Annotated in this window: 21 protein-coding genes; 11 read left to right on the forward strand and 10 right to left on the reverse strand. The window is 73.5% G+C overall.

All coding sequences use genetic code 11. The features are described from left to right. Positions 1–49: 49 nt before the first annotated feature. Positions 50–1,153 (reverse strand): FAD-dependent monooxygenase, encoded by a 1,104-nt coding sequence (locus tag SCA03_RS05125; protein ID WP_086815346.1) that lies wholly within the window; start codon positions 1,151–1,153, stop codon positions 50–52. Between the two features lie 248 nt (positions 1,154–1,401). Between SCA03_RS05125 and SCA03_RS05130 the strand changes: the two genes are divergently transcribed. Next, entirely contained in the window at positions 1,402–2,103 is a 702-nt protein-coding gene (locus SCA03_RS05130; RefSeq protein ID WP_030882034.1) for a TetR/AcrR family transcriptional regulator, read from the forward strand. A gap of 107 nt (positions 2,104–2,210) precedes the next feature. Continuing rightward, positions 2,211–2,606, forward strand: a complete 396-nt coding sequence (locus SCA03_RS05135; protein ID WP_141275227.1) for a protein kinase family protein — start codon at positions 2,211–2,213, stop codon at positions 2,604–2,606. Positions 2,607–2,769: 163 nt separating this feature from the next. Here the strand turns inward: SCA03_RS05135 and SCA03_RS05140 are convergent, their stop codons facing one another. Continuing rightward, complete coding sequence (locus SCA03_RS05140; protein WP_086815354.1) at positions 2,770–3,192, reverse strand: hypothetical protein; 423 nt, start codon at positions 3,190–3,192, stop codon at positions 2,770–2,772. A 243-nt stretch (positions 3,193–3,435) separates the two neighbouring features. Between SCA03_RS05140 and SCA03_RS05145 the strand changes: the two genes are divergently transcribed. The 5 genes from SCA03_RS05145 (at position 3,436) to fxsA (ending at position 9,524) form a co-directional block, all read left to right on the forward strand. Beyond that, the gene (locus SCA03_RS05145) at positions 3,436–3,876 is read left to right on the forward strand and encodes an Lrp/AsnC family transcriptional regulator (protein ID WP_030882039.1); all 441 of its coding nucleotides are present in this window, start codon (positions 3,436–3,438) and stop codon (positions 3,874–3,876) included. Between the two features lie 69 nt (positions 3,877–3,945). Further along, positions 3,946–5,583: an amidohydrolase gene (locus tag SCA03_RS05150; RefSeq protein WP_086815347.1), complete on the forward strand. Its 1,638-nt coding sequence runs from the start codon at positions 3,946–3,948 to the stop codon at positions 5,581–5,583. Positions 5,584–6,238: 655 nt separating this feature from the next. Further along, positions 6,239–8,107, forward strand: a complete 1,869-nt coding sequence (gene lnt / locus SCA03_RS05155; protein ID WP_078873236.1) for an apolipoprotein N-acyltransferase — start codon at positions 6,239–6,241, stop codon at positions 8,105–8,107. Next, positions 8,104–8,871, forward strand: a complete 768-nt coding sequence (locus SCA03_RS05160) for a polyprenol monophosphomannose synthase (protein ID WP_030882047.1) — start codon at positions 8,104–8,106, stop codon at positions 8,869–8,871. Before lnt ends, SCA03_RS05160 begins: the two co-directional genes overlap by 4 nt. Before the next feature lie 17 nt (positions 8,872–8,888). Further along, positions 8,889–9,524 carry an FxsA family membrane protein gene (gene fxsA, locus SCA03_RS05165; protein WP_030882050.1) on the forward strand — a complete coding sequence of 212 codons (636 nt, stop codon included), beginning with the start codon at positions 8,889–8,891 and terminating at the stop codon, positions 9,522–9,524. Between the two features lie 83 nt (positions 9,525–9,607). On the opposite strand, the gene SCA03_RS05170 is transcribed toward fxsA, so the two are convergent. Both SCA03_RS05170 and SCA03_RS05175 read right to left on the reverse strand, forming a co-directional pair. After that, positions 9,608–10,003, reverse strand: coding sequence for an RNA polymerase-binding protein RbpA (locus SCA03_RS05170; RefSeq protein ID WP_030882053.1), 396 nt, complete (start codon positions 10,001–10,003; stop codon positions 9,608–9,610). A 263-nt stretch (positions 10,004–10,266) separates the two neighbouring features. Beyond that, positions 10,267–11,763 carry an MFS transporter gene (locus SCA03_RS05175; protein WP_107428987.1) on the reverse strand — a complete coding sequence of 499 codons (1,497 nt, stop codon included), beginning with the start codon at positions 11,761–11,763 and terminating at the stop codon, positions 10,267–10,269. A 171-nt stretch (positions 11,764–11,934) separates the two neighbouring features. Here SCA03_RS05175 and SCA03_RS05180 point away from each other — a divergent pair, with 171 nt between their 5' ends. Beyond that, positions 11,935–12,774: an alpha/beta fold hydrolase gene (locus SCA03_RS05180; RefSeq protein ID WP_086815348.1), complete on the forward strand. Its 840-nt coding sequence runs from the start codon at positions 11,935–11,937 to the stop codon at positions 12,772–12,774. A gap of 33 nt (positions 12,775–12,807) precedes the next feature. Here SCA03_RS05180 and SCA03_RS05185 read toward each other — a convergent pair whose 3' ends face one another. After that, positions 12,808–13,614 carry a glycerophosphodiester phosphodiesterase family protein gene (locus SCA03_RS05185; protein WP_078874618.1) on the reverse strand — a complete coding sequence of 269 codons (807 nt, stop codon included), beginning with the start codon at positions 13,612–13,614 and terminating at the stop codon, positions 12,808–12,810. A 223-nt stretch (positions 13,615–13,837) separates the two neighbouring features. Beyond that, on the reverse strand, positions 13,838–14,725 hold the full coding sequence (locus SCA03_RS05190; protein ID WP_086815349.1) for an aldo/keto reductase family oxidoreductase: 888 nt from the start codon (positions 14,723–14,725) through the stop codon (positions 13,838–13,840). A 92-nt stretch (positions 14,726–14,817) separates the two neighbouring features. Between SCA03_RS05190 and SCA03_RS05195 the strand changes: the two genes are divergently transcribed. Beyond that, positions 14,818–15,681 carry a LysR family transcriptional regulator gene (locus tag SCA03_RS05195; RefSeq protein ID WP_030882063.1) on the forward strand — a complete coding sequence of 288 codons (864 nt, stop codon included), beginning with the start codon at positions 14,818–14,820 and terminating at the stop codon, positions 15,679–15,681. 87 nt (positions 15,682–15,768) lie between these two features. Here the strand turns inward: SCA03_RS05195 and yczE are convergent, their stop codons facing one another. Next, positions 15,769–16,461: a membrane protein YczE gene (gene yczE, locus SCA03_RS05200; protein WP_086815350.1), complete on the reverse strand. Its 693-nt coding sequence runs from the start codon at positions 16,459–16,461 to the stop codon at positions 15,769–15,771. An 80-nt stretch (positions 16,462–16,541) separates the two neighbouring features. Between yczE and yczR the strand changes: the two genes are divergently transcribed. Then, positions 16,542–18,197 (forward strand): MocR-like transcription factor YczR, encoded by a 1,656-nt coding sequence (gene yczR, locus SCA03_RS05205; protein ID WP_086815351.1) that lies wholly within the window; start codon positions 16,542–16,544, stop codon positions 18,195–18,197. Here the strand turns inward: yczR and SCA03_RS05210 are convergent. The 3 genes from SCA03_RS05210 to SCA03_RS05220 form a co-directional block, all read right to left on the reverse strand. Next, positions 18,185–19,735 carry a hypothetical protein gene (locus SCA03_RS05210; protein ID WP_141275228.1) on the reverse strand — a complete coding sequence of 517 codons (1,551 nt, stop codon included), beginning with the start codon at positions 19,733–19,735 and terminating at the stop codon, positions 18,185–18,187. The genes yczR and SCA03_RS05210 overlap by 13 nt on opposite strands. 30 nt (positions 19,736–19,765) lie before the next feature. Next, positions 19,766–19,960 (reverse strand): hypothetical protein, encoded by a 195-nt coding sequence (locus tag SCA03_RS05215; RefSeq protein ID WP_030882076.1) that lies wholly within the window; start codon positions 19,958–19,960, stop codon positions 19,766–19,768. A gap of 118 nt (positions 19,961–20,078) precedes the next feature. Next, entirely contained in the window at positions 20,079–20,525 is a 447-nt protein-coding gene (locus SCA03_RS05220; RefSeq protein WP_141275229.1) for a sigma factor-like helix-turn-helix DNA-binding protein, read from the reverse strand. A 1,153-nt stretch (positions 20,526–21,678) separates the two neighbouring features. Here SCA03_RS05220 and SCA03_RS05225 point away from each other — a divergent pair. Further along, on the forward strand, positions 21,679–22,416 hold the full coding sequence (locus SCA03_RS05225; RefSeq protein ID WP_086814756.1) for a DJ-1/PfpI family protein: 738 nt from the start codon (positions 21,679–21,681) through the stop codon (positions 22,414–22,416). Positions 22,417–22,499: the final 83 nt, after the last annotated feature.

Here is a 22,499-nt window from a genome sequence, read left to right on the forward strand (position 1 = left end):
CGACGCGTTTCCGCGGAGTCGTGCGGAGGGGGTCTCCCCGGGGCGGGTGTCAGGGGGTCCAGGTGTAGGCGTCGGTGACCGAGCGGCTGAAGAGGGCGCGGGGCAGGAGGGGGAGAGCCGCATCCCGCAGGGTGATCAGGGGCGGGGACGTCCAGTGCGCGGGAGCGCCGGCCTGTCGGGAGCGGCGGGCGATCATCTGGGTGCGCGGTCTGCGGACGCGGTCGTATTCCTCCAGCCCCGCGGACACGTCGAGTGTGTCCACGGCCGCGGCGAGGGTGACCGCGTCCTCGAGTGCTTGGCAGGCGCCCTGTCCCAGGTTGGGGGCCATGGCGTGCGCGGCGTCTCCGATCACCGCCACGTTTCCCGAGACGTAGGTGGGCAACTCGGGCAGCTCGTACGTGTCGTGCTGCAACACCGCGTCCTCGTCCGCGGTGTTCAAGAGCCGGGGGATGGGGCTGTGCCAGTGCGCGAAGCGTTCGCGTAGCCGGTCGAGGCGGGTACGGGTGCCGATCGGGGCGTCGGCGAGCGCGTAGCAGTAGACGCGGCCGTCGGGCATCGGCACGTGCCCGAATCGTTCACCTCGGCCCCACGTTTCCACACTTCCGGCGACGGGCTGGGGCGGCGTGAGGAAGCGCCAGGTGGTGTATCCGACGTAGCGCGGCCCGGGAGCGTGGGGCCAGAGGGAACGCCGTGTCGTGCTGTGCACGCCGTCGGCACCCACCACGAGATCCGCGGTGGAGGTGCCGCCGTTGTGGTGCACCGTGCCGTCGGGCCGCACCTCGTGCACCTCGGTGCCGGGCCGCAGCGCCTGTGCGGGCACGGCCGCGCGCAGGAGGTCGACCAGGGCGGCCCGGTGCACGGTCACCCACTGACCGAAGCGGCGTTTGAGGTCGTCGACGTCGTTGCGGATCAGCCAACGCCCGTTCGCGCGGCGGATGCCCGCCGGTGGATCGGCCGGCGGGCCGGAACGCAGGTGAGCGCCGAGGCCCAGCGTGTCCAGCGCGCGCAGACCGTTGGGCTGAAGTGATATGCCCGCACCGATCTCGGTGAATGCGGGGGCACGTTCGAGAACCTCCACCTGCCGGCCGCGTTGGTGGAAGGCGACGGCCGCGGTCAGCCCGCCTATGCCACCTCCCACGATGAGCACCTTCATCGCCGAGCCTCCCGTGTGGTCGTCGACTGCCGGGGCCGGGACGGGCCGCGGCGGACATGGGCGGACCTGGACAACCTCCACCACACGGCTGTGACGAGCACTAACGCTCCGGAAAAGACCCACCGCCAGTGCTCCACGCTCACTCCTTAGACCTACTAGGCTGGCTTAGGGGTAGTAAGTAACCATAGGTGTCATAGGGTGTCAACAGCCAACGGCCGGCAGGCCAAGGGAGCGACAAGAGGGGCGAGATGGCCGCAGGGACCAGCAGCAGGCGGGAGAGGCTGCGCCGGGCGACACTTGAGGAGATCCACACGGCGGCGCGCAGGCTTCTGGTCGAGCAGGGATCGGCCGCCGTGACCATCAACGCCGTCGCCAGGCAGGTGGGCATGAGCGGCCCGGCTCTGTACCACTACTACGCCAGCCACGACGAGTTGGTCGGCGCGGTGACAGCGGACTTCTTCCACGAGTTGGCCACCGCCATGGAAGGCGCCCGTGACGCCCGCGCCGACGCGCCGGTCGGCGAGCGCATCCTCGCGGTCTGCCGAGCCCTGCGCGCCTGGGCGAGCACCCACCCCGCCGAGTTCGGCTGGATCTTCGCCAGCCCGATCACCCCGTCCAACCGGCGGCCGGACTCGGTACGCCACCAGGCCGGGCAGCGTTTCGAGCACGTCCTGCTGGACCTGACGGTCGAGTTGTGGAGGACGCGCCCCTTTCCGGTGCCCGACCTGGCCGACCTCCCCGAGTCACTGCGCGAGCAGCTGACCGCGTACTCCGCCGCCATCGACGGGCGCCTGCCACCCGAGGCCGCGCACGTCTTCCTGTCCTGCTGGACCAGGCTCTACGGGCTGCTGTGCATGGAGGTGCTGCACCAACTGGACTTCGCCTACTCCGACCTGGAACCCGTCTTCGAGGAATGCCTACGCGACCTGGCCGACACCCTCGACCTGTGAGGGGTGTCCGTCACACCGATGTGCCCGTGCCCGCACGCTCTGGCTGGAGGAGGACGAACGGCACCCGGGCGCCCCGTTCTTCGTGAGGAAGCGCGCCGCCGGACGTCATGCCCTGCGCCGACGGGGGCAACCGGCTCCACGCGGCCACCGCCGCCGAACGCGCCCGGCTCGAAGAGGGCACCCAGGGCGTACTGGCCCGTCTCCACGGCCAAGCGCCGGTGGAGCAGGCGGACTTCCTCGCCGTGCCGGGTACGGGCGGCACCCCGCTGCGCCGCCATGTCGCGGCACGGCGCGCCTACTGCACCTGGGTCGTCTCCGGTCGTCCGCGCTCACCCGTCATCGAGCGCGGATTCGACCGGTCGGCGGCCAACTGGCCCGAGGACGGGGCGAAACGGTGCTGTGCTGGGGCGACGTACGCATCGGCAACATCGTCTTCGACGGTTTCGCGCCGACGGCCGTCACGGCGCCCACCGGCGGCGCTGACGCACCGGGGCCGGCCGTGACGAGCGGGGCCGGCCCTGAGCAGCGGTGCCGGTGCGACGGGCCGGGGCCGAGGGTGAACCGCTGTGTCCGGCCTGCCGGTTGCCGGCCCGGCCGGTGGCCCCGGGGTCTCCGTCCGCCCGGCGCCGTGCTCCGGCTCCGGGCGTCTGCTCGACGGGCGTCGGCTCAGCGCAGCGCGGGCACCCGCGCGCGCCGCACGGGCCGCGAGCCCGGACCCCCGACGTGGGAGAAGGGCTGCATGCGCCAGTCCAACCCCTCGGGCAGCGTGAGCAGTTCACCGAGGCCGCGCTCCCGGGCCTCGCCCTCGTCGCCCCCGGACGGAGCGGCGTCCGCCACGGGCCGCCCCGACCCCTGGCAGACCGTCAGGCCGAACGGATCCCAGGGCGACGCGCACAGCGCGTGCCGGGGCAGCGTCTCCTCCTCGGCCAGCAGCGCGATCGACTGCCGGCAGTCCGGGCAGTCGACGCGGTAGCTCTCGTAGGTCCCGCCGTCGAGTTCGCCGGGTTCGGCGCCCTCCTGATCGGCGTCCTGACCAGTCTCGGCAGTCGCTGCCGCCGCGTCCCTGCGAACAGCCTTGAGCGACTTCATCGTGCGCATGCAAATCCCCCTCGGGTGGACCCGGCCGGGCTGGGCTCCGGCCACAGCAAGCAATTCCCGTCGTGCCAGGCGCATAATCGCGACGCCTCGCGGGACACGGTTGCGCGGGTGTGGCCTTGCTCACACGGTTGTGTGCGGGCGTGCCACCGGCGCTCTCAGCACCGCCGCGCCACCGAGCGGATCCGGCCACCACCGGTGTGCCCTCCGGCCCGCGGCACAGTACGGTGAACCGCTGTGGAGGAACTGGACCGTCAGATCGTGGAACTGCTCGTCGAGGACGGGCGGATGAGCTACACCGACCTGGGCAAGGCCACCGGCCTGTCCACCTCGGCCGTGCACCAGCGGGTACGCCGCCTCGAACAGCGCGGCATCATCCGCGGTTACGCCGCGCTCGTCGACCCGGAGGCCGTCGGCCTCCCGCTGACCGCGTTCATCTCCGTCAAACCGTTCGACCCCAGCGCCCCGGACGACATCGCGGACCGGCTCGCCGAGGTCCCCGAGATCGAGGCGTGCCACAGCGTCGCCGGCGACGAGAACTACATCCTCAAGGTGCGCGTGGCCACGCCCATCGAGCTGGAGCACCTGCTGGCCCGCATCCGCACCCTCTCCGGTGTCTCCACCCGCACCACCGTCGTCCTCTCCACCCCCTACGAGGCCCGGCCGCCCCGGGTGTGAGCGCCGGCGGCGGTCCGCGGCCGGCACCCCGGGCGCCGCACCACCCCCGCCGGGCGGGAGACTGTCCCCATGAGCGACAGCACCGCCCCCTCCCGGTCCCGCACCGTCCTGCTGCGCGGCGGCGAGGTCCACAGCCCCGCCGACCCCTTCGCCACCGCGATGGTGATCGAGGGCGACCGCATCGCGTGGATCGGCACGGAGGGGGCAGCCGACTCCTTCGCCGACGGCGTCGACGAGGTCGTGCACCTCGACGGCGCCCTCGTCACCCCGGCGTTCACCGACGCACACGTGCACACCACGGCCACCGGTCTCGCACTCACCGGGCTCGACCTCTCCGGCGCCCCCACCCTCGGCGAGGCCCTCGCCCGGATCCGCGCGTACGCCGCGGCACGCCCGCACGACGAGGTCCTGCTCGGCACCGGCTGGGACGCCGCGGCCTGGCCCGAGCAGCGGCCCCCCAGGCGCGCCGAGCTGGACGAGGCCACCGGCGGCAGGCCCCTCTATCTGACCCGTATCGACGTCCACTCCGCCCTCGCCAGCACGGCGATGCTCGACCTCACCCCCGGCGTCACGGCCCGCGACGGCTACGGCGAGGGTCCGCTCACCGGCGATGCGCACCACGCCGTCCGGGAAGCCGCGCACGCCACTCTCTCCCCGCGCCGTCGTGCCGAGGCCCAGCGGGTCGCCCGCGCCCACGCCGCCTCCCTCGGCATCGGCGCGCTGCACGAGTGCGCCGGGCCGGAGATCTCCAGCGAGGACGATCTGCGCCAGCTGCTCGACCTGGCCGCGGCCGAGCCGGGACCCCGTGTGCACGGGTACTGGGCCGAACCGGTCAGCTCCGCAAAGGACGCCGATCGCATCCGCGAACTCGGAGCCCTCGGTGCGGCCGGAGACCTGTTCGCCGACGGCTCCCTCGGCTCCCACACCGCACACCTGTGCTCCCCGTACGCCGACGCCCCGCACAGCACCGGCACGGCGCACCTCGACGCCGACGACATCACCGCACACGTCGTCGCCTGCACCGAGGCCGGCCTCCAGGCCGGGTTCCACGCCATCGGCGACGCCGCCGTCCGGGCCGTCACCGACGGCATGCGCCGCGCCGCCGAGAAGGTCGGCACGGACCGCGTCCGAGCCGCCCGGCACCGCGTCGAGCACGCCGAGATGCTCACCGAGGAGACCATCGCCGCCTTCGCCGAACTCGCCCTCACCGCCTCCGTGCAGCCGCGCTTCGACGAGACCTGGGGCGGCGAACACGGCATGTACGCCCGCCGCCTGGGCACCGAGCGCGCCCGCACCCTCAACCCGTACGCCGCGCTCCTGCGCGCCGGGGTGCCCCTCGCTCTCGGCTCCGACAGCCCCGTCACCCCGCTCGGCCCCTGGGAGACCGTTCGCGCCGCCGCCTTCCACCACACCCCCGAGCACCGCATCTCGGTGCGCGGCGCGTTCACCGCGCACACCCGCGGCGGATGGCGCGCCATCGGCCAGGACGATGCCGGTGTCCTCGCGCCCGGCGCCCCCGCCGACTACGCGGTCTGGCGCACCGGGGCCCTCATCGTGCAGACCCCGGACACCCGCGTCGCCAACTGGTCCACCGACCCGCGCTCCGGCACCCCCGGCCTGCCCGACCTGACGCCCGGCGCCGACCTTCCGGTCTGTCTGCGCACCGTGGTCGGCGGGGAGACGGTGTACACCCGGCCGGACGAGTGACGCGACCGCGGCCATACGGCCGAACGAGGACGGCCCGGCCTGTCGCGGCAGCGCCCCGTTCTCCGCACTGACCTGCCGGTTTCCGTAAAACCCGCAGGCCGGCGGGCTGTTGACAGAAAACGTCGGTGCACGGGTAGGTTCGGCCGGGTCCACCACAGGACGTCCGGCCGGGAACCTCCCCGCGCAGTCGTCGAACGCCGCTGGGCCACGTGTGGTGCGCCGCACCGGCACACCACCACCTCGAAGCCAGGTCCAGCGCCCGCGGCACGCGGGCGGGCTGGGACCGACGGGCCGGCAGGTGTGACCCGGGACGGGGCCCGGACGCTCAGTAGACAACGGCTTTCGGACGGTCCGCAGCCAGCGGGCCCCAGGTCGGCCCGAAGGGCACCGGGCCCCGACCCGCAGAACCGCACCGGCACGGCACGGCACGCCACGGCGCGGCACCTCCGCCGCTTCCGCCGGTTCTCCCCGCCGCCCCGGCTGTCCGGTTCTCCCGCTTTCCGGCGCCGGGACGAGCCCGGCCAATGGGACGCTCCGCCGCCTTGCGGCCCCTTCCGTTGTTTTCGCCTGCTTTCCCATCCCCCGGCCCGCGGGGCAGCCGACGCGTTGTACGGTCACCTCACCACCGCAACGACCTGCAAGGAAGGCCGCGACCTTGGCATCGGGCCCCGACACCACTCCCGCCTCCGCCGGCCCGGGCTCCCCCCGGGACCCGCAGGCGGCACCGACCACGCCCGGCGACGCTCCGGACGAGGGCGCACGCCGGACGCCCGGTGCGGAGACGGCCCCTGCCGCGGACGGCCCCCGGCCCGGTGACGAGGCGAGTGACGCGCACGCCCCCGGCGCCGGACGTGGCGAGCCGGCCGGGCCGGGACGGCTGCGCCGGCTCGGCGCCCTGGCCCGGCGGGAGGCCCTGCGCACGGCTCTCGCCGCGGTGGCGGGCTGCGCCCTCGGGCTGGCCTTCCCGCCGTACGGGCTGTGGCCGCTCTCGCTGGTCGCGGTCGCCGCTCTCGCGCTGCTCACCCGCGGCCGCACCGGCCGTCAGGGCGCCTGGCTCGGGCTGGCCTTCGGATGGCCGTTCTTCGTCGTCCTGCTGAAGTGGCTGCACGTCGTCGGCTGGGACGCCGTCATCGGACTCGCCTTCCTCCAGGGGCTGTTCCTCGCCCTGCTCGGCTCCGCGCTCGCCCTCGTCTCCCGGCTGCCCGCCTGGCCGCTGTGGGGCGCCTGCCTGTGGGTGGGGGAGGAGTTCCTGCGCGACCGCTTCCCGTTCGGGGGGTTCCCGTGGGGGCGGCTCGCCTTCGCCAACACCGGTTCGCCCTTCACTCCGCTCGCCGCGCTCGGCGGGGCGCCGCTGGTCACCTTTGCCGTCGCGCTGGCCGGCACGCTGCTGGCCGCCGCCGCGCTGGCCGCCTGGCGGCTGCGCCCCGCCGCCGGCCGGGCCGGCCGCACCGCCCGTGCCTGGGCCACCGGCGCCGGCGCGCTCGTCCTGGCGGCGGCCGTCGGCGCGGCCGGCCTCGCGGTGCCGGTGCCCACGGCGGCCGACGACTCGGTGCGCATCGCCGTCGTCCAGGGCAACGTCCAGCAGCCCGGCATGGACTTCCTCGGCCGACCGATGAAGATCCTCAACAACCATGTCGAGGCCACGCTCGATCTCGCCCGCCGGGTCGAGCAGGGCAAGGAACCCAAGCCCGACCTGGTCATCTGGCCGGAGAACTCCTCCGACCTCGACCCGTACAAGTTCCCCGAGGCCGGCAACCGGATCGACGAGGCCGTCAAGGCCATCGGTGTGCCCGTCCTGGTCGGCGCGCTCGTCGACCATCCGACCAAGGAGGGCTACGTCGAGAACCAGGGCATCGTGTGGGACCCGAAGAAGGGGCCCGGCGCCTCGTACACCAAGCAGCACCCGGTGCCGTTCGGCGAGTACGTCCCCTTCCGCGACCAGCTGAGCAAGGTCATCACCCGGCTCCAGCGCGTCCCCCGCGACTTCTGGCCCGGCGACCACACCGGCGTCCTGCAAACCGGGCCCGCCCGCCTCGGCGACGTCATCTGCTTCGAGGTGGCCTACGACGAGATCCCGCGCGACACCGTCAAGGACGGCGCCCGCGCCCTCGTCGTGCAGACCAACAACGCCACCTACGGCAACACCGGCCAGCCCGAGCAGCAGCTGGTGATGTCCAAACTGCGGGCGATCGAGCACGGCCGGGCCGTGGTCACCGCGGCGCCCAGCGGAATCAGCGCGGTCGTCGCGCCGGACGGCACGATCGAACAGCGCACCGAGGAGTTCACCCAGGACGTGCTGACCGCGCGGCTCCCGCTGCGGGACGGCCTCACCGTGGCCGACCGCGTGGGTGCGGCGCCGGAATGGGCGCTCGCTATCGTGGGGCTCCTCTCCTGCGCCGGGGCCTGGATCCTCGGCCGCAGGCACGGCACCGTCCGGGGGAACGGCCGCCGGAACGACGGCGTCCGGGACGACCACCACACACACCAGCACCCAGCACAAGCGCGACCGGAGGGGCACCAGTGACGGACGGCGGACAGCGGCGGTACGGCCCGCTCGGCACGGCCCTGGTCATCATCCCGACCTACAACGAGGCCGACAACATCAAGCCCGTCGTCGCCCGGGTACGCGCCGCGGCTCCCGAGGCGCACATCCTGATCGCGGACGACAACAGCCCGGACGGCACCGGCAAGATCGCCGACGAGCTGGCCGCCGGGGACGAGCAGGTGCACGTGCTGCACCGGAAGGGCAAGGAAGGGCTCGGCGCCGCCTACCTCGCCGGCTTCCGCTGGGGCCTGGACAACGGCTACGGCGTGCTGATCGAGATGGACGCCGACGGCTCGCACCCGCCCGAGGAGCTGCCCCGGCTGCTCACCGCGCTCGGCGGCGCCGACCTTGTGATCGGCTCCCGCTGGGTGCCGGGCGGCCGCATCGTCAACTGGCCCAAGTCCCGCGAGTACCTCTCCCGCGGCGCCAGCACCTACTCCCGCCTGCTGCTGGACGTGCCCGTCCGGGACGTGACCGCCGGCTTCCGGGCCTTCCGCAGGGAGACCCTGGAGGGCATCGACATGGAGAGCATCGCCTCCCAGGGCTACTGCTTCCAGGTCGACCTCACCCGACGCAGCGTGCACTCCGGGTACCACGTCGTGGAGGTGCCCATCACCTTCGTGGAACGCGAGCGCGGCGACTCCAAGATGAGCCGGGACATCGTGGCCGAGGCCCTGTGGCGGATCGCCGCCTGGGGTGTGGAGGACCGGGTCAAGAAGGCGCTGGGCCGCAAGGAGAAGTGAACCGGCACACTTGAAGCATGACGACGCGCGCACCTTTCCCGTACGAGCCCTCCGGATCGCAGAGCGGGCCGGGAGGTGAGGGCCCCGGCAACCGCCCGCCGCGGCGCCCGCGCTCCAAGGGCCGCACCCTGCTGCCGCTGGCCGTCGCCGCGTGGGTGGTGCTGGAGATCTGGCTGCTGACCCTCGTCGCCGACGCGGCGGGCGGGCTGACGGTCCTCATCCTGGTCGTGGCCGGTTTCCTGATCGGCTCCGCCGTCATCAAGCGCGCCGGGCGCCGTGCCTGGCGCAACCTCGCCGAGACCGTGCAGCGGGCCCAGGAACAGGCCCGCGCGGGGGCCGAGCCGCAGCCGCCCGAGCAGCAGTCGAGCGGCAACGGCACGGCCATGCTCGGCGGCCTGCTGCTGATGATCCCCGGGCTGCTCACCGATGTGGCGGGCCTGCTGTGCCTCTTCCCGCCCACGGCCGCACTGCTGCGCCGCACCACCGAGCGCTCCCTGGAGCGCCGCAGCGGCCTGGGCTCCGGCAGCCTCGGGGACGCCTACCACCAGGCCCGCACCGCCGAGAACCAGATGCGGATGCACCGCCCCGACGGCAAGGTCGTCCAGGGCGAGGTCGTCCGGGACGACGACGGGAGCGCGCCGCCCCGCGACTGAGGCCGCGGGCGCATGCGAGAGGGCCCGGAACCGACTGACGGTTCCGGGCCCTCCTCGTGCGCGCAGCAGGCGCGTGATCCGGCTCAGGCGGACTTGCGCTTGTTGTTGCCGCCGTTGTTGTCGTCGCGGGGATGCACCGCGATGTTCATCGTGCCGGAGCGCAGGACGGCGAGCCGCTCGGCGAGGACCTCCTCCAGCTCCTCGCGGGTCCGCCGCTCCATCAGCATGTCCCAGTGCGTACGCGCCGGCTTGCCCTTCTTCTCCTCGGGACCGTCGCCGTCGACCAGGAGTGCTTGTGCACCGCACACCTTGCACTCCCATTCGGATGGAATCTCGGCCTCTACCGAGAACGGCATCTCGAAGCGATGTCCGTTCTGGCATGCGTACTCCACGGCCTGGCGCGGAGCCAGGTCGATACCGCGGTCGGTCTCGTAGCTGGTCACCACGAGTCGCGTGCCGCGAAGAGCTCGCTCACTCATGAATTCGTGCCTCCCGGGCTGGTCGCCCACAGGACAGGTGTCGCTGTCGTCGTCATCCGGTCAACGTCCGGTCGGCGGTGAAGATTCCCGTATCGGGACATGGGCCCGTCACTCACCGTGCTGCGTTGAATCTGCGTACCCCCCGGTGACCGGTTTGTCACTGCCGGCAGGAGATGTCACCCACTGTTCGCACCTCTTCGCCGTGCAGTAACGGTCCATCCGGTGAGCCAAAGGCGTACACTACCGCCCCGAACCGCCCGGGACTAAATCGAGCCGGACATCCGTACCGGGGCGGGCCCGTCCTCTCCGTCGCCGGTGGTCCCGGCGGCCCCGGCCGGATTGCCGGCCGCCGCTGCCGCACGCTCGACGGGTACCCGCAGCAGCAGGACGAATCCCAGCACGAAGAAGACCACCAGCGAGCCGATCGCATGCCGGTAGTCGCCGGTGAGCTGGTACGCGGCGCCGAACAGCAGCGGGCCCAGCCAGCTCGTGCCCCGGTCGCTCACCTCGTACAGCGCGAAGTACTCCGCCTCCTTGCCCGCTGGCACGAGACGGGAGAACAGCGAGCGCGACAGCGCCTGACTGCCGCCCAGGACCAGGCCGATCGCCGCCGCCAGCGCATAGAACCAGACGGGTTCCCCGTGCGGCAGCACGTACCCGGCCGCGACCGTCGCCGTCCACGCCACGAGCGAGCCGAGGATCGTACGCCGCGCCCCGTACCGGTCCGCCAGCCGTCCCAGGAGCAGCGCCCCGGCAACCGCGAGCACCTGCACCAGCAGGACGGCGCCGATCAGCGTCGTCTGATCCAGCCCCAGGGCCTTCGAACCGAACACCGACGCCTGTGTGATGACCGTCTGGACACCGTCGTTGTAGAGCAGATACGCCACCAGGAACAGCAGCGTCAGCGGATAGCGCCGCAACTCCCGCAGTGTCGTGGTCAACTGCCGGAATCCCTCGGTCACCCGCATCGGGGCCGCGGCGTCCCGCGCCGCCGCTCCCGCCACCGGCCGCTCCCGCAGCCGCAGCAGCGGCACGACGGTGAACAGCCCCCACCACAGCCCGGCTCCCGCCAGGCAGATGCGCACAGCTGTGCCCTGGGTCAGCCCCAGCGCGTCGTGCCCCAGGAACAGCCCGAGATCGACGACGAGCACCAGCGCGCCCGCGGCGTATCCGGCGGCCCAGCCGCGTGAGGAGACCGCGTCGCGCTCCTCGGGGCCGGCGATCTGCGGCAGGAACGCGTTGTACAGCACGGAGGAGACGGCGAAGGACACGTTCGCGACGATCAGCAGCGCCCCGCCCAGCAGATAGCGGTCGCCGTCGAGGAAGAACATGCCCGTGGTCGCCGCCGCGCCCAGGTAGGCGGCGGCGCCCAGCAGCGGCTTCTTGCGCCCCGTGCGGTCCGCCACCGCCGCCGCCAGCGGCATCACCAGGACCGACAGCAGCACCGAGGCCGAGACCGCGTACGGGAAGAACGAGCCCGCGCGCACCGGGATGCCCAGCGGGTGCACATAGCCGTCCGGCCCGGCCGCCGCCTCCGTCACCTGCGTCAGATACGGCCCGAGGAAGACCGTGAGGACGCTGGTCGCGAACACCGAGTTCGCCCAGTCGTAGACGTACCAGCCGCGCTGCTCCCGGCGCCGCTCCCGCCTCTCCGCCGCCTCGGCCTCCGGCGAACTCCCGCTGCCCCCGGCGCTGTTCGCGGGCTCCGTGCCCGTCCCCTCCGGGGGTTCCGCGGGCCCTTCCCGTGCCACCGTGTCCATCCCCGTGCCCGTCCTCCCCGTGCCGGCCGACCGGCCCTGAACGATCTTCGAAAGCGTTCCGGGGAGACTACCGTCCGGCCGGTACGACATCCCGAAAACCCGGATGCGCGGCGGCCGTCCGGCTGGCAGGCTGACGCGGTCCCGCCCGTCCCGCCGCCGAGGAGCCCGCCGATGTCCACCAGTTCCGCCGGATGGGCCGGCCCGCTCGGCGCCGCGGGCGAGGAGCGGTTCGTGACCGTCGACGGGCGGCGCATCGCCTACCTCGACTCCGCGGGCCCCGGGCCCGTACTCCTCGCGCTGCACGGGCACTTCGGCCGCGGCCGGATCTTCGCGCCGCTCGCCCGGGCCCTCGCCGGGCGCTACCGCGTCCTCGCGCCGGACCAGCGCGCACACGGCCTGTCCGACCCGGCCGACGACCTCACGCCCGCCGCCTACGCGGACGAGGCCGCCCGCTTCCTCTCCGCGCTGGGCATCGACAGCGCCGCCGTGCTCGGCCACTCCATGGGCGGCGCCGTCGCGTTCGTCCTGGCGGCCCGGCACCCCGAGCGCGTCGACGCCCTGCTCGTCGCCGACATGACGGTGCTCAACCGGCAGCCCGAGGTCCAGCCGGTGCTCGACTGCTCCGGCTGGCCGCGGCGCGCCCCCACCCTCGCCGCGCTCCGCTCCGCCATCGAGGCCCACGGCATCCCGGACGCCTCGTACTTCCTCGACAGCGCCGCGGAATTCGACGACGGCTGGGGCCTGTTGTTCGACACCGACGCCATGATGGCCTCACAGCACGCCTTCGCCGCAGACCTCTCCGCGCACTGGACCGCCTCCCGCTGCCCGGCCCTGCTGATGCGCGCCGAACACAGCTTCATGCTCACACCGCACACCGCGCGCACCATGGCCGCCCGGCGCCCGCGCACCGAACTGCGCGAATTCCCCGGCTGCGGACACTGGCTGTACGAGGACGACCCGGAAGGTTTCGCCGAGGCCGTCGGCGGTTTCCTCGACCGCACACCCGGCTGAGCCCGGCCCCGCCGTACAGCGGACGCACCGGCCTCAGCCCGTGGGCCAGGCCCCGCGCGCCGTCAGCACGTCCCGCAGCACCTCCAGGCGGTCCGTCATGATCCCGTCCACGCCCAGCTCCAGCAGTGCCTCCATCCGGGAGCGCTCGTTCACCGTCCACACGTGCACCTGGAGCCCGCGCGCGTGCGCCGCCCGTACGAACGCGCGGTCCACCACCCGTACTCCGCCCTGCCGTTCGGGCACCTGGACACAGCCCGCGCCCTCCGGGAGCCGCCACGGCATCCCGAGCGAGCGCAGCCGCAGGCCCACCACGCCGCCGGTGCCCATCGACGTCAACAGCCGTCTGCCGCCCAGCAGCCGAGCCCGCGCGACCCGGCGCTCGTCGAACGAACCCACGCACACCCGGCCCCACGCCTCGCGTGCGTCCAGGACCTCCAGCAACGGCCGGAGCGCGGACTCCGCCTTGACGTCCACGTTCCAGCGGACGCCGGGGAAGGCGCGCAGCAGATCCTCGAAGAGCGGCACCGGTTCGCTGCCGGCCACCCGCGCCCGGCGGACCTCCTGCCAGGACAGCCGGGCGATGGGACCGCTGCGGTCGGTCGTGCGGTCCAGCGTCGCGTCGTGGAAGGCGACGAGCCGGCCGTCGGCCGTGGTGTGCACATCGGTCTCCATGTAGCGGTAACCGGCGTCGACGGCGCGGGCGAACGCGGCGTGCGTGTTCTCCGCGCCGTTCGCCGCGCCGCCCCGGTGGGCGAAGGCGAGCGGGCCGCGGTGGGAGAGGAACGGGTGCGGTATGCGGGCGGCGCGGGGGGCCGAGCTGATGGGTCGTGGAAACGTCACCGCCGCAGTATCGCGTGCCTCCTTTTTCCCTCACGCATCACCGGTTGCGCCCTCGGGCGGTCGCCGGCCGGCCGTGTACAGGCGGCGCCGTACCTCAACCCCTTCGGCCGCGCGTCTGAGGGACGCCACCGACGCGGGCGAACGCGCCCTTCCTGCACCGACGTTGAGGCCCGCGTCCACTGCCTCTGCCCCTTCTTCCGGCTCGGGCGACGGGCTGTGTCCGCTAGCCGTCGCCGATTCTGTCCAGCTCGGCGAGGTCCTCGTCGGAGAGCGGGAGTCCCGCCCCGGCGACGTTCTCGCGCAGGTGTGCCACCGACGAGGTGCCGGGGATGAGCAGGACGTTCGGCGACCGCCGCAGCAGCCAGGCCAGGGCGACCGACATCGGCGTCGCGTCCAGCCGGGTGGCCACGGCGGAAAGCGCTGTGGACTGCAACGGGGTGAAGCCGCCGAGCGGGAAGAAGGGCACGTAGGCGATGCCCTTGCCGGCGAGTTCGTCGATCAGCTCGTCGTCCTGGCGGTGGGCGAGGTTGTACGCGTTCTGCACGCACACGATCGGCGCGATCGTCTGTGCCTCGGCGACCTGCTCCGCCGTCGCGTTGCTCACTCCCAGGTGCCGGATCAGGCCCTGCTGCTGGAGTTCGACGAGGGCCTCGAAGGGTGCGGCGAGCGAGCCGGGCCGGGGGCCTTGAGCGTCGCCGAGCCGGAGGTTGACCACGTCGAGCGCATCGAGGCCGAGGTCCTCCAGGTTCTCGTGGACGGCGCGGCGCAGGTCCTCGGGCTCCCGGGCAGGCGGCCAGCCACCCTGCTGATCGCGGACCGCGCCGACCTTGGTCACGAGGTGCAGTGAGGCGGGATAGGGGTGGAGCGCTTCGCGGATCAGCCGGTTGGTGACGCGTGGCCCGTAGGCGCCGGCGGTGTCGATGTGGGTGATCCCGAGGGCGGCGGCCTCGCGCAGGACGGCGAGCGCGCCGTCGTGGTCGGCGGGCGGGCCCATGACCCCGGGGCCGGCGAGCTGCATGGCGCCGTAGCCGAAGCGGGGGACGGTCAGATCGCCCAGGGCCCAGGTGCCGCCGGGCAGTGAAGTGGAGGGTGTGTTCTCGGTTTCGCTCATGCCGCCGATGCTCGCTCGCGGGCGAGCGGCGCATCCAATACCGATACGGTGGCCTGTGATACCCGGCGGGTATCACACGTACGCTGTGGCCCATGGACACCCTGGAGACCCGCGAGCTGAGGTACTTCGTGGCCGTCGCGGAGGAACTGCACTTCGGCCGCGCCGCCGAACGCCTCGGCATGGCCCAGCCGCCGCTGACCCGGGCGATCCAGCAGCTGGAGCGGCGCCTCGGCGTCCGGCTGCTGGAACGCGACCGCCGCGGCGTCTCCCTGACCGGCGCCGGAGAGATGCTGCTGCACGAAGGCCGCGCGGCCCTCGACGCGACCACCGCCGCCGCTCGCCGCACCCGTCGCGCCGGAGACGCCGACGGCCCGGGCGGCCCCCGTAACCGCCTGGTGCTGGCGGTGAAGGCCGGCGCGTCCCACGAGCTGCTGCACAAGCTCCTCGACGCCTACGCGGCCGAGCCGGACGCCGCCGTGGTCGAGGTGCTGCCGAGCGGCACGTGCGAGCAGGAAGGGATGCTGCGCGACGGCCGCGCCGATGTGGCGCTCATGCACGCGCCGTTCAACTCCCTCACCGGGTTCGACAGCCAGGAACTGATGACCGAGGGGCAGATCGCCATCCTGCCAGCCTCGCACCCCCTCGCCGCGCAGAAGACCCTGACCCTGGCCGACGTGAGCGACATCCCCGATCTCCCACTCGCCCGTTGGGCCCGCCACGGCACGTACCCACCCGGCCCGGGCCCCGAGATCCACGACCAGACGCAGCTGGCCCAACTGATCGCCCTCGGACGCACCGTGGCCGTCTTCCCCGACTCCGCACGCGCCTGGCTGTGGGCCGAACACACCGCCGTCCCCCTGACCGACGCACCCCCCGTCGTCACCCACATCGCCTGGCCCGCGCACAGCCGCTCCCTCGCCCTCGCCGGACTGATCCGCACGGCCACACGGCTGTGACGGCAGCACGTCGGCTGCGAGCGCGGCATCAGCCGGCTGAATCCCGTCGATGTCGGCCGTGTCGGCGGGGTCCGTGTGGCGGAGACGTCACAACGCCTGTTCGGAAGGGGTACGGCTCCCCTCGTCGCGTCGCCCGTCCCGCTGACCGCCGGGCACGGCGAAGAACCGCAGGAAGAACTGCGCCAGCGGGCCGATCGCCAGCGCGTACAGCACCGTCCCGACCCCCGCCGAACCTCCCAGCAGCACCCCGGTGATCAGCACCGCGATCTCGATCCCCGTACGCACCAGGCGGACCGAGCGGCCGGTGACCGCGTGCAGCCCCGTCATCAACCCGTCCCGCGGCCCCGGGCCGAAGCGGGCGCTGATGTACATCCCCGTCGCCACGCCGTTCAGCAGCACACCGCCGACCAGCAGCGGCACCCGCACGGCCAGGGCGTGCGGTACGGGCGTCAGCCACAGCGTCGCGTCCATCGCCAGCCCGATCAGCACGACGTTGGAGACGGTGCCCAGGCCCGGACGCTCCCGCAGTGGCCACCACAGCAGCAGGACCACGGCCCCGGTCGCGATCGTGACCGTTCCCATCGACAGCCCCGTCAGCCCGGAGACGCCCTGGTGGAAGACGTCCCAGGGGTCCAGTCCCAGTCCCGCCCGCACCATCAGAGCCGAGCTGGCGCCGTACAGCAGCAGCCCGACGTAGAGCTGTACGAGCCGTCGGCCGAGGTACCGGCGGGGACTCCCCGCGTCGCTCTCCGAACCAGTCAAGAATCCACCCCGTTTCATTCCACTTCGCGGACACGTGGCACTCTGGATCCCGGAAGCGGCGGAATCCATGGCCAATCACGGAGAGGTGGCCTGAATCGATGGCGCACTGGACCTCTGCGGTGGGCGCGACCCACCTCGCGCGGCTCCTCGGCTCCCAACGCGCCGGTGACGCCGGTGATCCCGGGAGCGCCGGGCGCACCGGGAAGGCTGAGAACGCCGGGAACGGTGGGAACGGCGGGAGCGCCGAGAAGGTCGGGGACGCCGGGAGCACGGTGTCCGGTGTTCTCGGGCGGCCCGGCCCCCGGGGTGCCGCGGCGCGCAAGGTGCCCGCCTACCGCGCGCTCGCCGACGGGCTGCGCCTCCTCGTCCTGGAGGGCCGCGTCCCCGTCGGCACCCGGCTGCCCGCCGAGCGCGAGCTGGCCGCTGTGCTGCGGGTCAGCCGCACCACCGTGGCCGCCGCCTACGAGGCGCTGCGCTCCGACGGCTTCCTCGAATCCCGGCGCGGCGCCGGCAGCTGGACCACCGTCCCGGCCGGCAACCCGCTGCCCACCCGGGGGCTCGAACCGCTGCCGCCGGACTCCGACGACGCCATGATCGACCTCGGTACCGCGGCACTGCCCGCCCCCGAGCCGCACCTCAGCCGGGCCTTCCAGGCGGCGCTCGGCCAACTCCCGCCCTACACGCACACCCACGGGGACTATCCGGCGGGCCTGCCCGTGCTCCGGCAGGCCATCGCCGACCGCTACACCGCCCAGGGCGTGCCGACGATGCCGCAGCAGATCATGGTCACCACCGGCGCCATGGGCGGAGTCGCCGCCCTCGCCCGGCTGCTGGCCCCGGCCGGTGAGCGCGTCGCCGTCGAACACCCCTCCTACGCCAACGTCCTCCAGCTCCTGCGGGAGGCCGGTGCCCGCCTCGTGCCCGTGCCGATGCGGGACGGGCCGGCCGGCTGGGACCTGCCGATGTGGCGGCGTGTGCTGCGCGAGGCCGCGCCCCGGCTCGCCTATGTGGTCGCCGACTTCCACAACCCCACCGGCGTCCTCGCCGACGAGGAGCAGCGCCGCGAACTCGTCTCCGCTGCCCGCGCCTCGGGCACCGTCCTCATCGCGGACGAGACCATGACCGATCTGCCGCTCGGCCCGCCCGGCAGCCAGGAACCGCCGGACACCGCGGGACTGCCGCCCCTGATGGCCTCGTTCGACCCCGGAGGCGGCACGGTCGTCACCGTCGGTTCCGTCAGCAAGTCCATCTGGGCCGGTCTGCGCATCGGCTGGGTGCGCGCGGCCCCCGAGGTCATCCGCCGGCTGACCGCCGCCCGCGCCTACGCCGACCTCGGCAGCCCCGTCGTCGAACAGCTCGCCGTCCACGAACTGATGACGGGCGACGCCTGGGAGCAGGCCCTGTCCGTGCGCCGCGCCCGCGCGCGGGACAACCGCGACGCCCTCACCGCCGCGCTGCGCGAACGCCTGCCCGACTGGGAGTTCACCGTCCCGCACGGCGGGCTCACCCTGTGGGTACGCACCGGCGGACTGTCCGGCTCCCGTATCGCCGAGGCCGGCGAACACCTCGGCGTACGCGTCCCCTCCGGCCCCCGCTTCGGCGTCGACGGCGCCTTCGAGGGCTACGTCCGGCTGCCCTTCACCCTCCACGAGCCCCTCGCCAGGGAGGCCGTCTCCCGGCTCGCGAAGGCCGCCGAACTCGTCCGCTCCGGCAGCCCCGCGGTGCCCGACCTCCCGCGCTCCTACGTCGCCTGACCCGCGCCCGGCGCCCGCACCGGCTCCGGCAACAGCGCCCGGACGGCGGCCCGTTCGCTCTCCCGCGCCGTCTCGTCCGAGGGGTCCGGGGTGGCCGGCACCTGGAGCCGCAGCACCGGGCCCGTGCCCAGCCGCGCGAACCCCCGGCCGGCCGGTGTCTCCGGGACCGGTCCCGTCGGCGCCGACGCCCCGAGCACGCTGAAGACCTGCTCCCCGGTCGTGGCCCCCAGGACCACCCTGGCCCGGGGGTACGCCAGCACGGCGTCCGTCAACTCCTCTGCGGCCTCGAACTGTTCGGCCACCACCACCGTCACCCCGGCCGCCCTGCCGTGCCGCAGCGGCACCCGCAGCAGCTCCTGCGGATCGGGCCTGCCCTCGGCCCGCGCCAGATGACTCAGCACCGCCGGACGGTCCAGCAGCACCCACAGCGGCGAGCGTGCGTCCTGCGGCACCTCGGCGCCGTGCTGCCGCGCCCGGCTCGCCGCCAGCAGCCTGCGCTCCGTCTCCCGCACCACCCACTCCAGCGAGGCCAGCGCGCCCGTCAGCGACGACTCCACGCCCAGCACACCTCGGCGCCCGGCCAGACAGGAGAAGCCGCCGCCCCCGTCCCCGTCCACCACCACGACCTCCCCGCGGCGCAGCGCCTGGAGCGCCACCGACCGCACCAGCGAACTCGCGCCCGCGCCCGCCGTCCCCACCACCAGCAGGTGCGGCTCCGTCGAGCGCGGCCCGGTGCGCCACACCACCGGCGGGACATCGCACAGTTCCCCCGCGCCCCCCGCGCCCCCTGCCTCTCGCGCGTCCCCCGTGAGCACCGGCACCGTCCGCCGTACCGCGGCTCCGTCCGTGAACCCCAGCACCGTCTCCCCGGGCCCGGTGACGAACGGCTGCGCGGGAATCCCCGTCGGCAGCGGCTCCAGCGCCGTCATCTCCAGCAGATTGCGTTCCTCGTCCCACTCGAAGCGGTACTCCCGGCCCCGCCCCGCCTTGGCCGCCAGCACCCGCTCGATGCGCAGCCGCTCCCCGGGCTCGCCGTCCGGGAAGAACGCCGGATAGCGCACCAGCAGCCGGCTCAGCCGCCCCGCACGGAAGGCGTGGTCCACCACCGCCCGCTCCCAGGTCCCGTCGTAGGCGTACAGCGGTTCACCGGCCGGATCCGCCTCGCGGGCGAAGTAGGGCACCAGCGCCTCGTACACCGTGTGCAGCCGCTCGACCTCGTCCCCGCCGAGCGTCTCCTCCTGCACCGCCCCGCCCCGCTCCCTCCCGTACCAGGCGGCCGCCCCCGCCAGGGCCAGCCCCGCCAGCGCCGGCCCGTACGGCAGCAGCCACACCCCGACCCCGCACGCCGCGACGGCGAGCAGGCCCGGACCCTTGCGCTCCCTCGGGGTACGTGCCCACCACGCCCTGCCCAGCGCCGCCAGTCTGCCCAGGCCCCGGGCCATGACCAGCAGCGGATGCAGGACGTCGAGCACTCCGCCGGCTCCCACCCGCACCGCGTCCCGCGCCGACCACCACGACACAGGTGCCCACCGGCTCACATCCGCTCCTTCCGCGCCGGGCCGTTCCGGCTAGAGCTTGAGCCCGCCCAGCAGGCTGGCGAGGCTTTCCCCGCCGGCCTTGATTCCGGGGGCGATGGCGGTGCCCGCCAGATAGAAGCCGAAGAGCGCGCAGACCAGCGCGTGGGAGAGCTTGAGGCCGTCCTTCCGGAAGAACAGGAAGACGATCAGGCCGAGCAGCACGACGCCTGAGATCGAGAGAATCACCGGATACTCCTGATGTAGGGGACGTTCACCATGAGTTTCACCAGCTTCACAGATGGTGCATATGGTGTGAAACTGGCGATTGAGTGATTTCCCCCGGAGTGCGGGCCTGTCGCCTCGCTCAGCCGGTGGGGCCACCGGAATCGGCCGGACCCGTCGTTCCCGCGGAGCCGGTCGCGCCGGTGGACCGGGCGGATCCTGTCGTATCCGGGGAATCCCCGGGCCGCAGATGCGGCAGGCTGCGGGTGGCCATACGGAGTTCGCCGCGCAGATCCCCGGTCGTGATGCCCATGAGTTCCGCCGCGTCGGCGACGGGGAGGTCCAGCAGATGGTGCAGGACGACGGCGTCCGCCCGGCGGCCGGGCAGCGCCCCGTACATCTCCGAGCACCGTGCCGCCTCGGTCGCCCCGTTGCTGAGCGCGTGTTCCACGCGGGTGGTGAGCAGGTCCCAGGCGTAGGTGCGGGTGCAGCGGCTGCGGAGGGCCTGGGGCCACTGCTGGGCCAGGTCGGAGAGGGTCAGCCCCACCACGACGTGTGAGAACCGGGCGTCGTGGAGGCGGGTCTGCACATAGGTGAGGTAGTGGCCGCGGTAGAGCGCGCAGAAGGCGGAGTAGTCGACCGGGACGGGGCCGGCCGGGCCGGCGGGGGAGGGCCGGCCCGTGCGGGGAGGCGCCGTCGCGCCGGAGGGGGTCGCCGTGTCGGCCGGTCCTTTTGTGCCCGCCGGTTCCGTGGTGGGGGAACGGGGTGTTGGCCGGGGCGGGGGTGTCGTGGGCGCGGGTTTCTCCGTGGTGCGGGATTCCTTTCCGGTGTCGTCACGGACGGGGGTTTCCGCTGTGCCGGGCCTCTGTCCGGCCGGGCCGCCTGTCGTGGATTTCCGTGCTGCCGTCGGCGGCGGTGAATTCCGGGCTTCTCCGGACGGTTCGTCGGAACGCGGGGAGTGCTGTCCGTCCTCGGTGCGGCTGTCCGTGCCGGGCTGTCGGCAGGGTGTCACCGCGGGGGGAAGCACGGGCTGCCCGGCAGGGGAGAGGGGATGCTGCGGGAGTTCTCCGGGACGGCCCTGCGGGGGAATGCGCGATTTTCTGTCCTGAGAAGGTCGGGCATCATCAACTCCGCCTGTTTGGTGGGTCGTCGGGAGGCCGGCCGGGGATCGACCCGGCGCTGTGCCGTCTGTCCCGGAAGCTACACGGCTTTCTGTTGCGGTCGCCACGATTGCCTGCGGCATGCAAATTCATCGGGAATTGCATCTGTACGTGACGATGGGCACCCCTTTCGAATTCCTGTGCGTGCAAGGGGTCGGAGGGGGGAAGGTGCCGGTGTGCGTGGTCAAGTGATGCCCGTTGGCGGGCGTTTGATGTCACGGACGGACACGATCGTGCATGCGCGATCTCCGTCGAGCTCGGCCGAGCTGTCCGGCCTGGCGGGGGAACACCGGCCGCCGTCACCGGATTTGGGGACTGAGCCGTACGGGTTTTCGAGCGGAGGTGTCGGCTCCGGCGTCCCCGCACGCCGAACTTGCACAGTGGTGTGACGGGTCACAGGGGTGCCAGCGGCCACCCGGGCCGCGGCACCCGTCCCGCGCGAGCCCGCCGGGGCGCACCCCGGACCGGCAGTTTTCCGTTGAAAGCTGTCACTCCTGCCACTGGGGCCCGAGGGGGCGGCTGCCTAGCGTCGTGGCCGGGCCGGGACACACACCGGTCGCCACCCCATGTGAAGGACATTCCATGCACGCCCAGATCGTTCTGTTCGACGGATTCGACCCCCTCGACGCCCTCGCCCCCTACGAAGTGCTGTCCGCGGGCTCCACGTTCACCTGCGGAGCCGTGACCGTGGAGCTGGTGACCGCCGAGGGGCCGCGCGAGGTCGTCAGCGGAGTCGGAGGGCTGTCGCTGCCCGCCACCGCGGCCCTCGACCCGGCACGGGCCGACCTCGTCGTCGTCCCCGGCGCGGCGGGCCGTATCGGCGAGCCCGGCGAGGTGCCCGAGGAACCCGCCGGGCACGCCGAGGACAGCCCGGGGCAGAGCACCGCGGGGGACGGCGCCGCGGCAGACGGCGGGCACGGAGGCGAGCTCATTCCCGTGCTGTTGGCCCGGGCCCTGACCACCGAACTGCCCGGGCTGCTGAAGGCGGCCATGGAGCGCCGGGAGACGACCATGGCCACCGTGTGCGGCGGCTCCGTCCTGCTGGCCATGGCCGGGCTCCTGGAGGGCCGGCACGCGACCACGCACCACAGGGGCATGGACCTGCTCGACGCCTCCGGTGTGCACGCCGTGCGGGCCCGGGTCGTCGACGACGGCGACCTGGTGACCGGCGCCGGGGTCACCTCCGGGCTCGATCTGGGCCTCCATCTGCTGGAGCGCTGGATGGGGCCCCGTATCGCCCACGCCGTCGAGGAACTGTTCGAGCACGAGCGGCGCGGCATCGTCTGGCGTGCCGAGGGGCCCGTCCCCGCACAGCCGTGACACTCCGGCCGGCCGGGCCCGCCCCCGCCGGCGCCTTGGACCGGCACCTTCGCACCCGCACCACGAGATCCGTACGCACCACG

It is taken from the genome of Streptomyces cacaoi, from assembly GCF_006539165.1.
Taxonomy (GTDB): domain Bacteria; phylum Actinomycetota; class Actinomycetes; order Streptomycetales; family Streptomycetaceae; genus Streptomyces; species Streptomyces cacaoi.

Bases quoted from the DNA above. Each gene is read 5' to 3' on its own strand.
- SCA03_RS05130 (WP_030882034.1), top strand. From the start codon at position 1,402: ATGGCCGCAGGGACCAGCAGCAGGCGGGAGAGGCTGCGCCGGGCGACA.
- SCA03_RS05140 (WP_086815354.1), bottom strand. From the start codon at position 3,192: ATGAAGTCGCTCAAGGCTGTTCGCAGGGACGCGGCGGCAGCGACTGCC.
- SCA03_RS05170 (WP_030882053.1), bottom strand. From the start codon at position 10,003: ATGAGTGAGCGAGCTCTTCGCGGCACGCGACTCGTGGTGACCAGCTAC.
- SCA03_RS05125 (WP_086815346.1), bottom strand. From the start codon at position 1,153: ATGAAGGTGCTCATCGTGGGAGGTGGCATAGGCGGGCTGACCGCGGCC.
- SCA03_RS05150 (WP_086815347.1), top strand. From the start codon at position 3,946: ATGAGCGACAGCACCGCCCCCTCCCGGTCCCGCACCGTCCTGCTGCGC.
- SCA03_RS05225 (WP_086814756.1), top strand. From the start codon at position 21,679: ATGCACGCCCAGATCGTTCTGTTCGACGGATTCGACCCCCTCGACGCC.
- SCA03_RS05175 (WP_107428987.1), bottom strand. From the start codon at position 11,763: ATGGACACGGTGGCACGGGAAGGGCCCGCGGAACCCCCGGAGGGGACG.
- yczR (WP_086815351.1), top strand. From the start codon at position 16,542: ATGGCGCACTGGACCTCTGCGGTGGGCGCGACCCACCTCGCGCGGCTC.
- SCA03_RS05135 (WP_141275227.1), top strand. From the start codon at position 2,211: ATGCCCTGCGCCGACGGGGGCAACCGGCTCCACGCGGCCACCGCCGCC.
- fxsA (WP_030882050.1), top strand. From the start codon at position 8,889: ATGACGACGCGCGCACCTTTCCCGTACGAGCCCTCCGGATCGCAGAGC.
- SCA03_RS05190 (WP_086815349.1), bottom strand. From the start codon at position 14,725: ATGAGCGAAACCGAGAACACACCCTCCACTTCACTGCCCGGCGGCACC.
- yczE (WP_086815350.1), bottom strand. From the start codon at position 16,461: ATGAAACGGGGTGGATTCTTGACTGGTTCGGAGAGCGACGCGGGGAGT.
- SCA03_RS05195 (WP_030882063.1), top strand. From the start codon at position 14,818: ATGGACACCCTGGAGACCCGCGAGCTGAGGTACTTCGTGGCCGTCGCG.
- SCA03_RS05180 (WP_086815348.1), top strand. From the start codon at position 11,935: ATGTCCACCAGTTCCGCCGGATGGGCCGGCCCGCTCGGCGCCGCGGGC.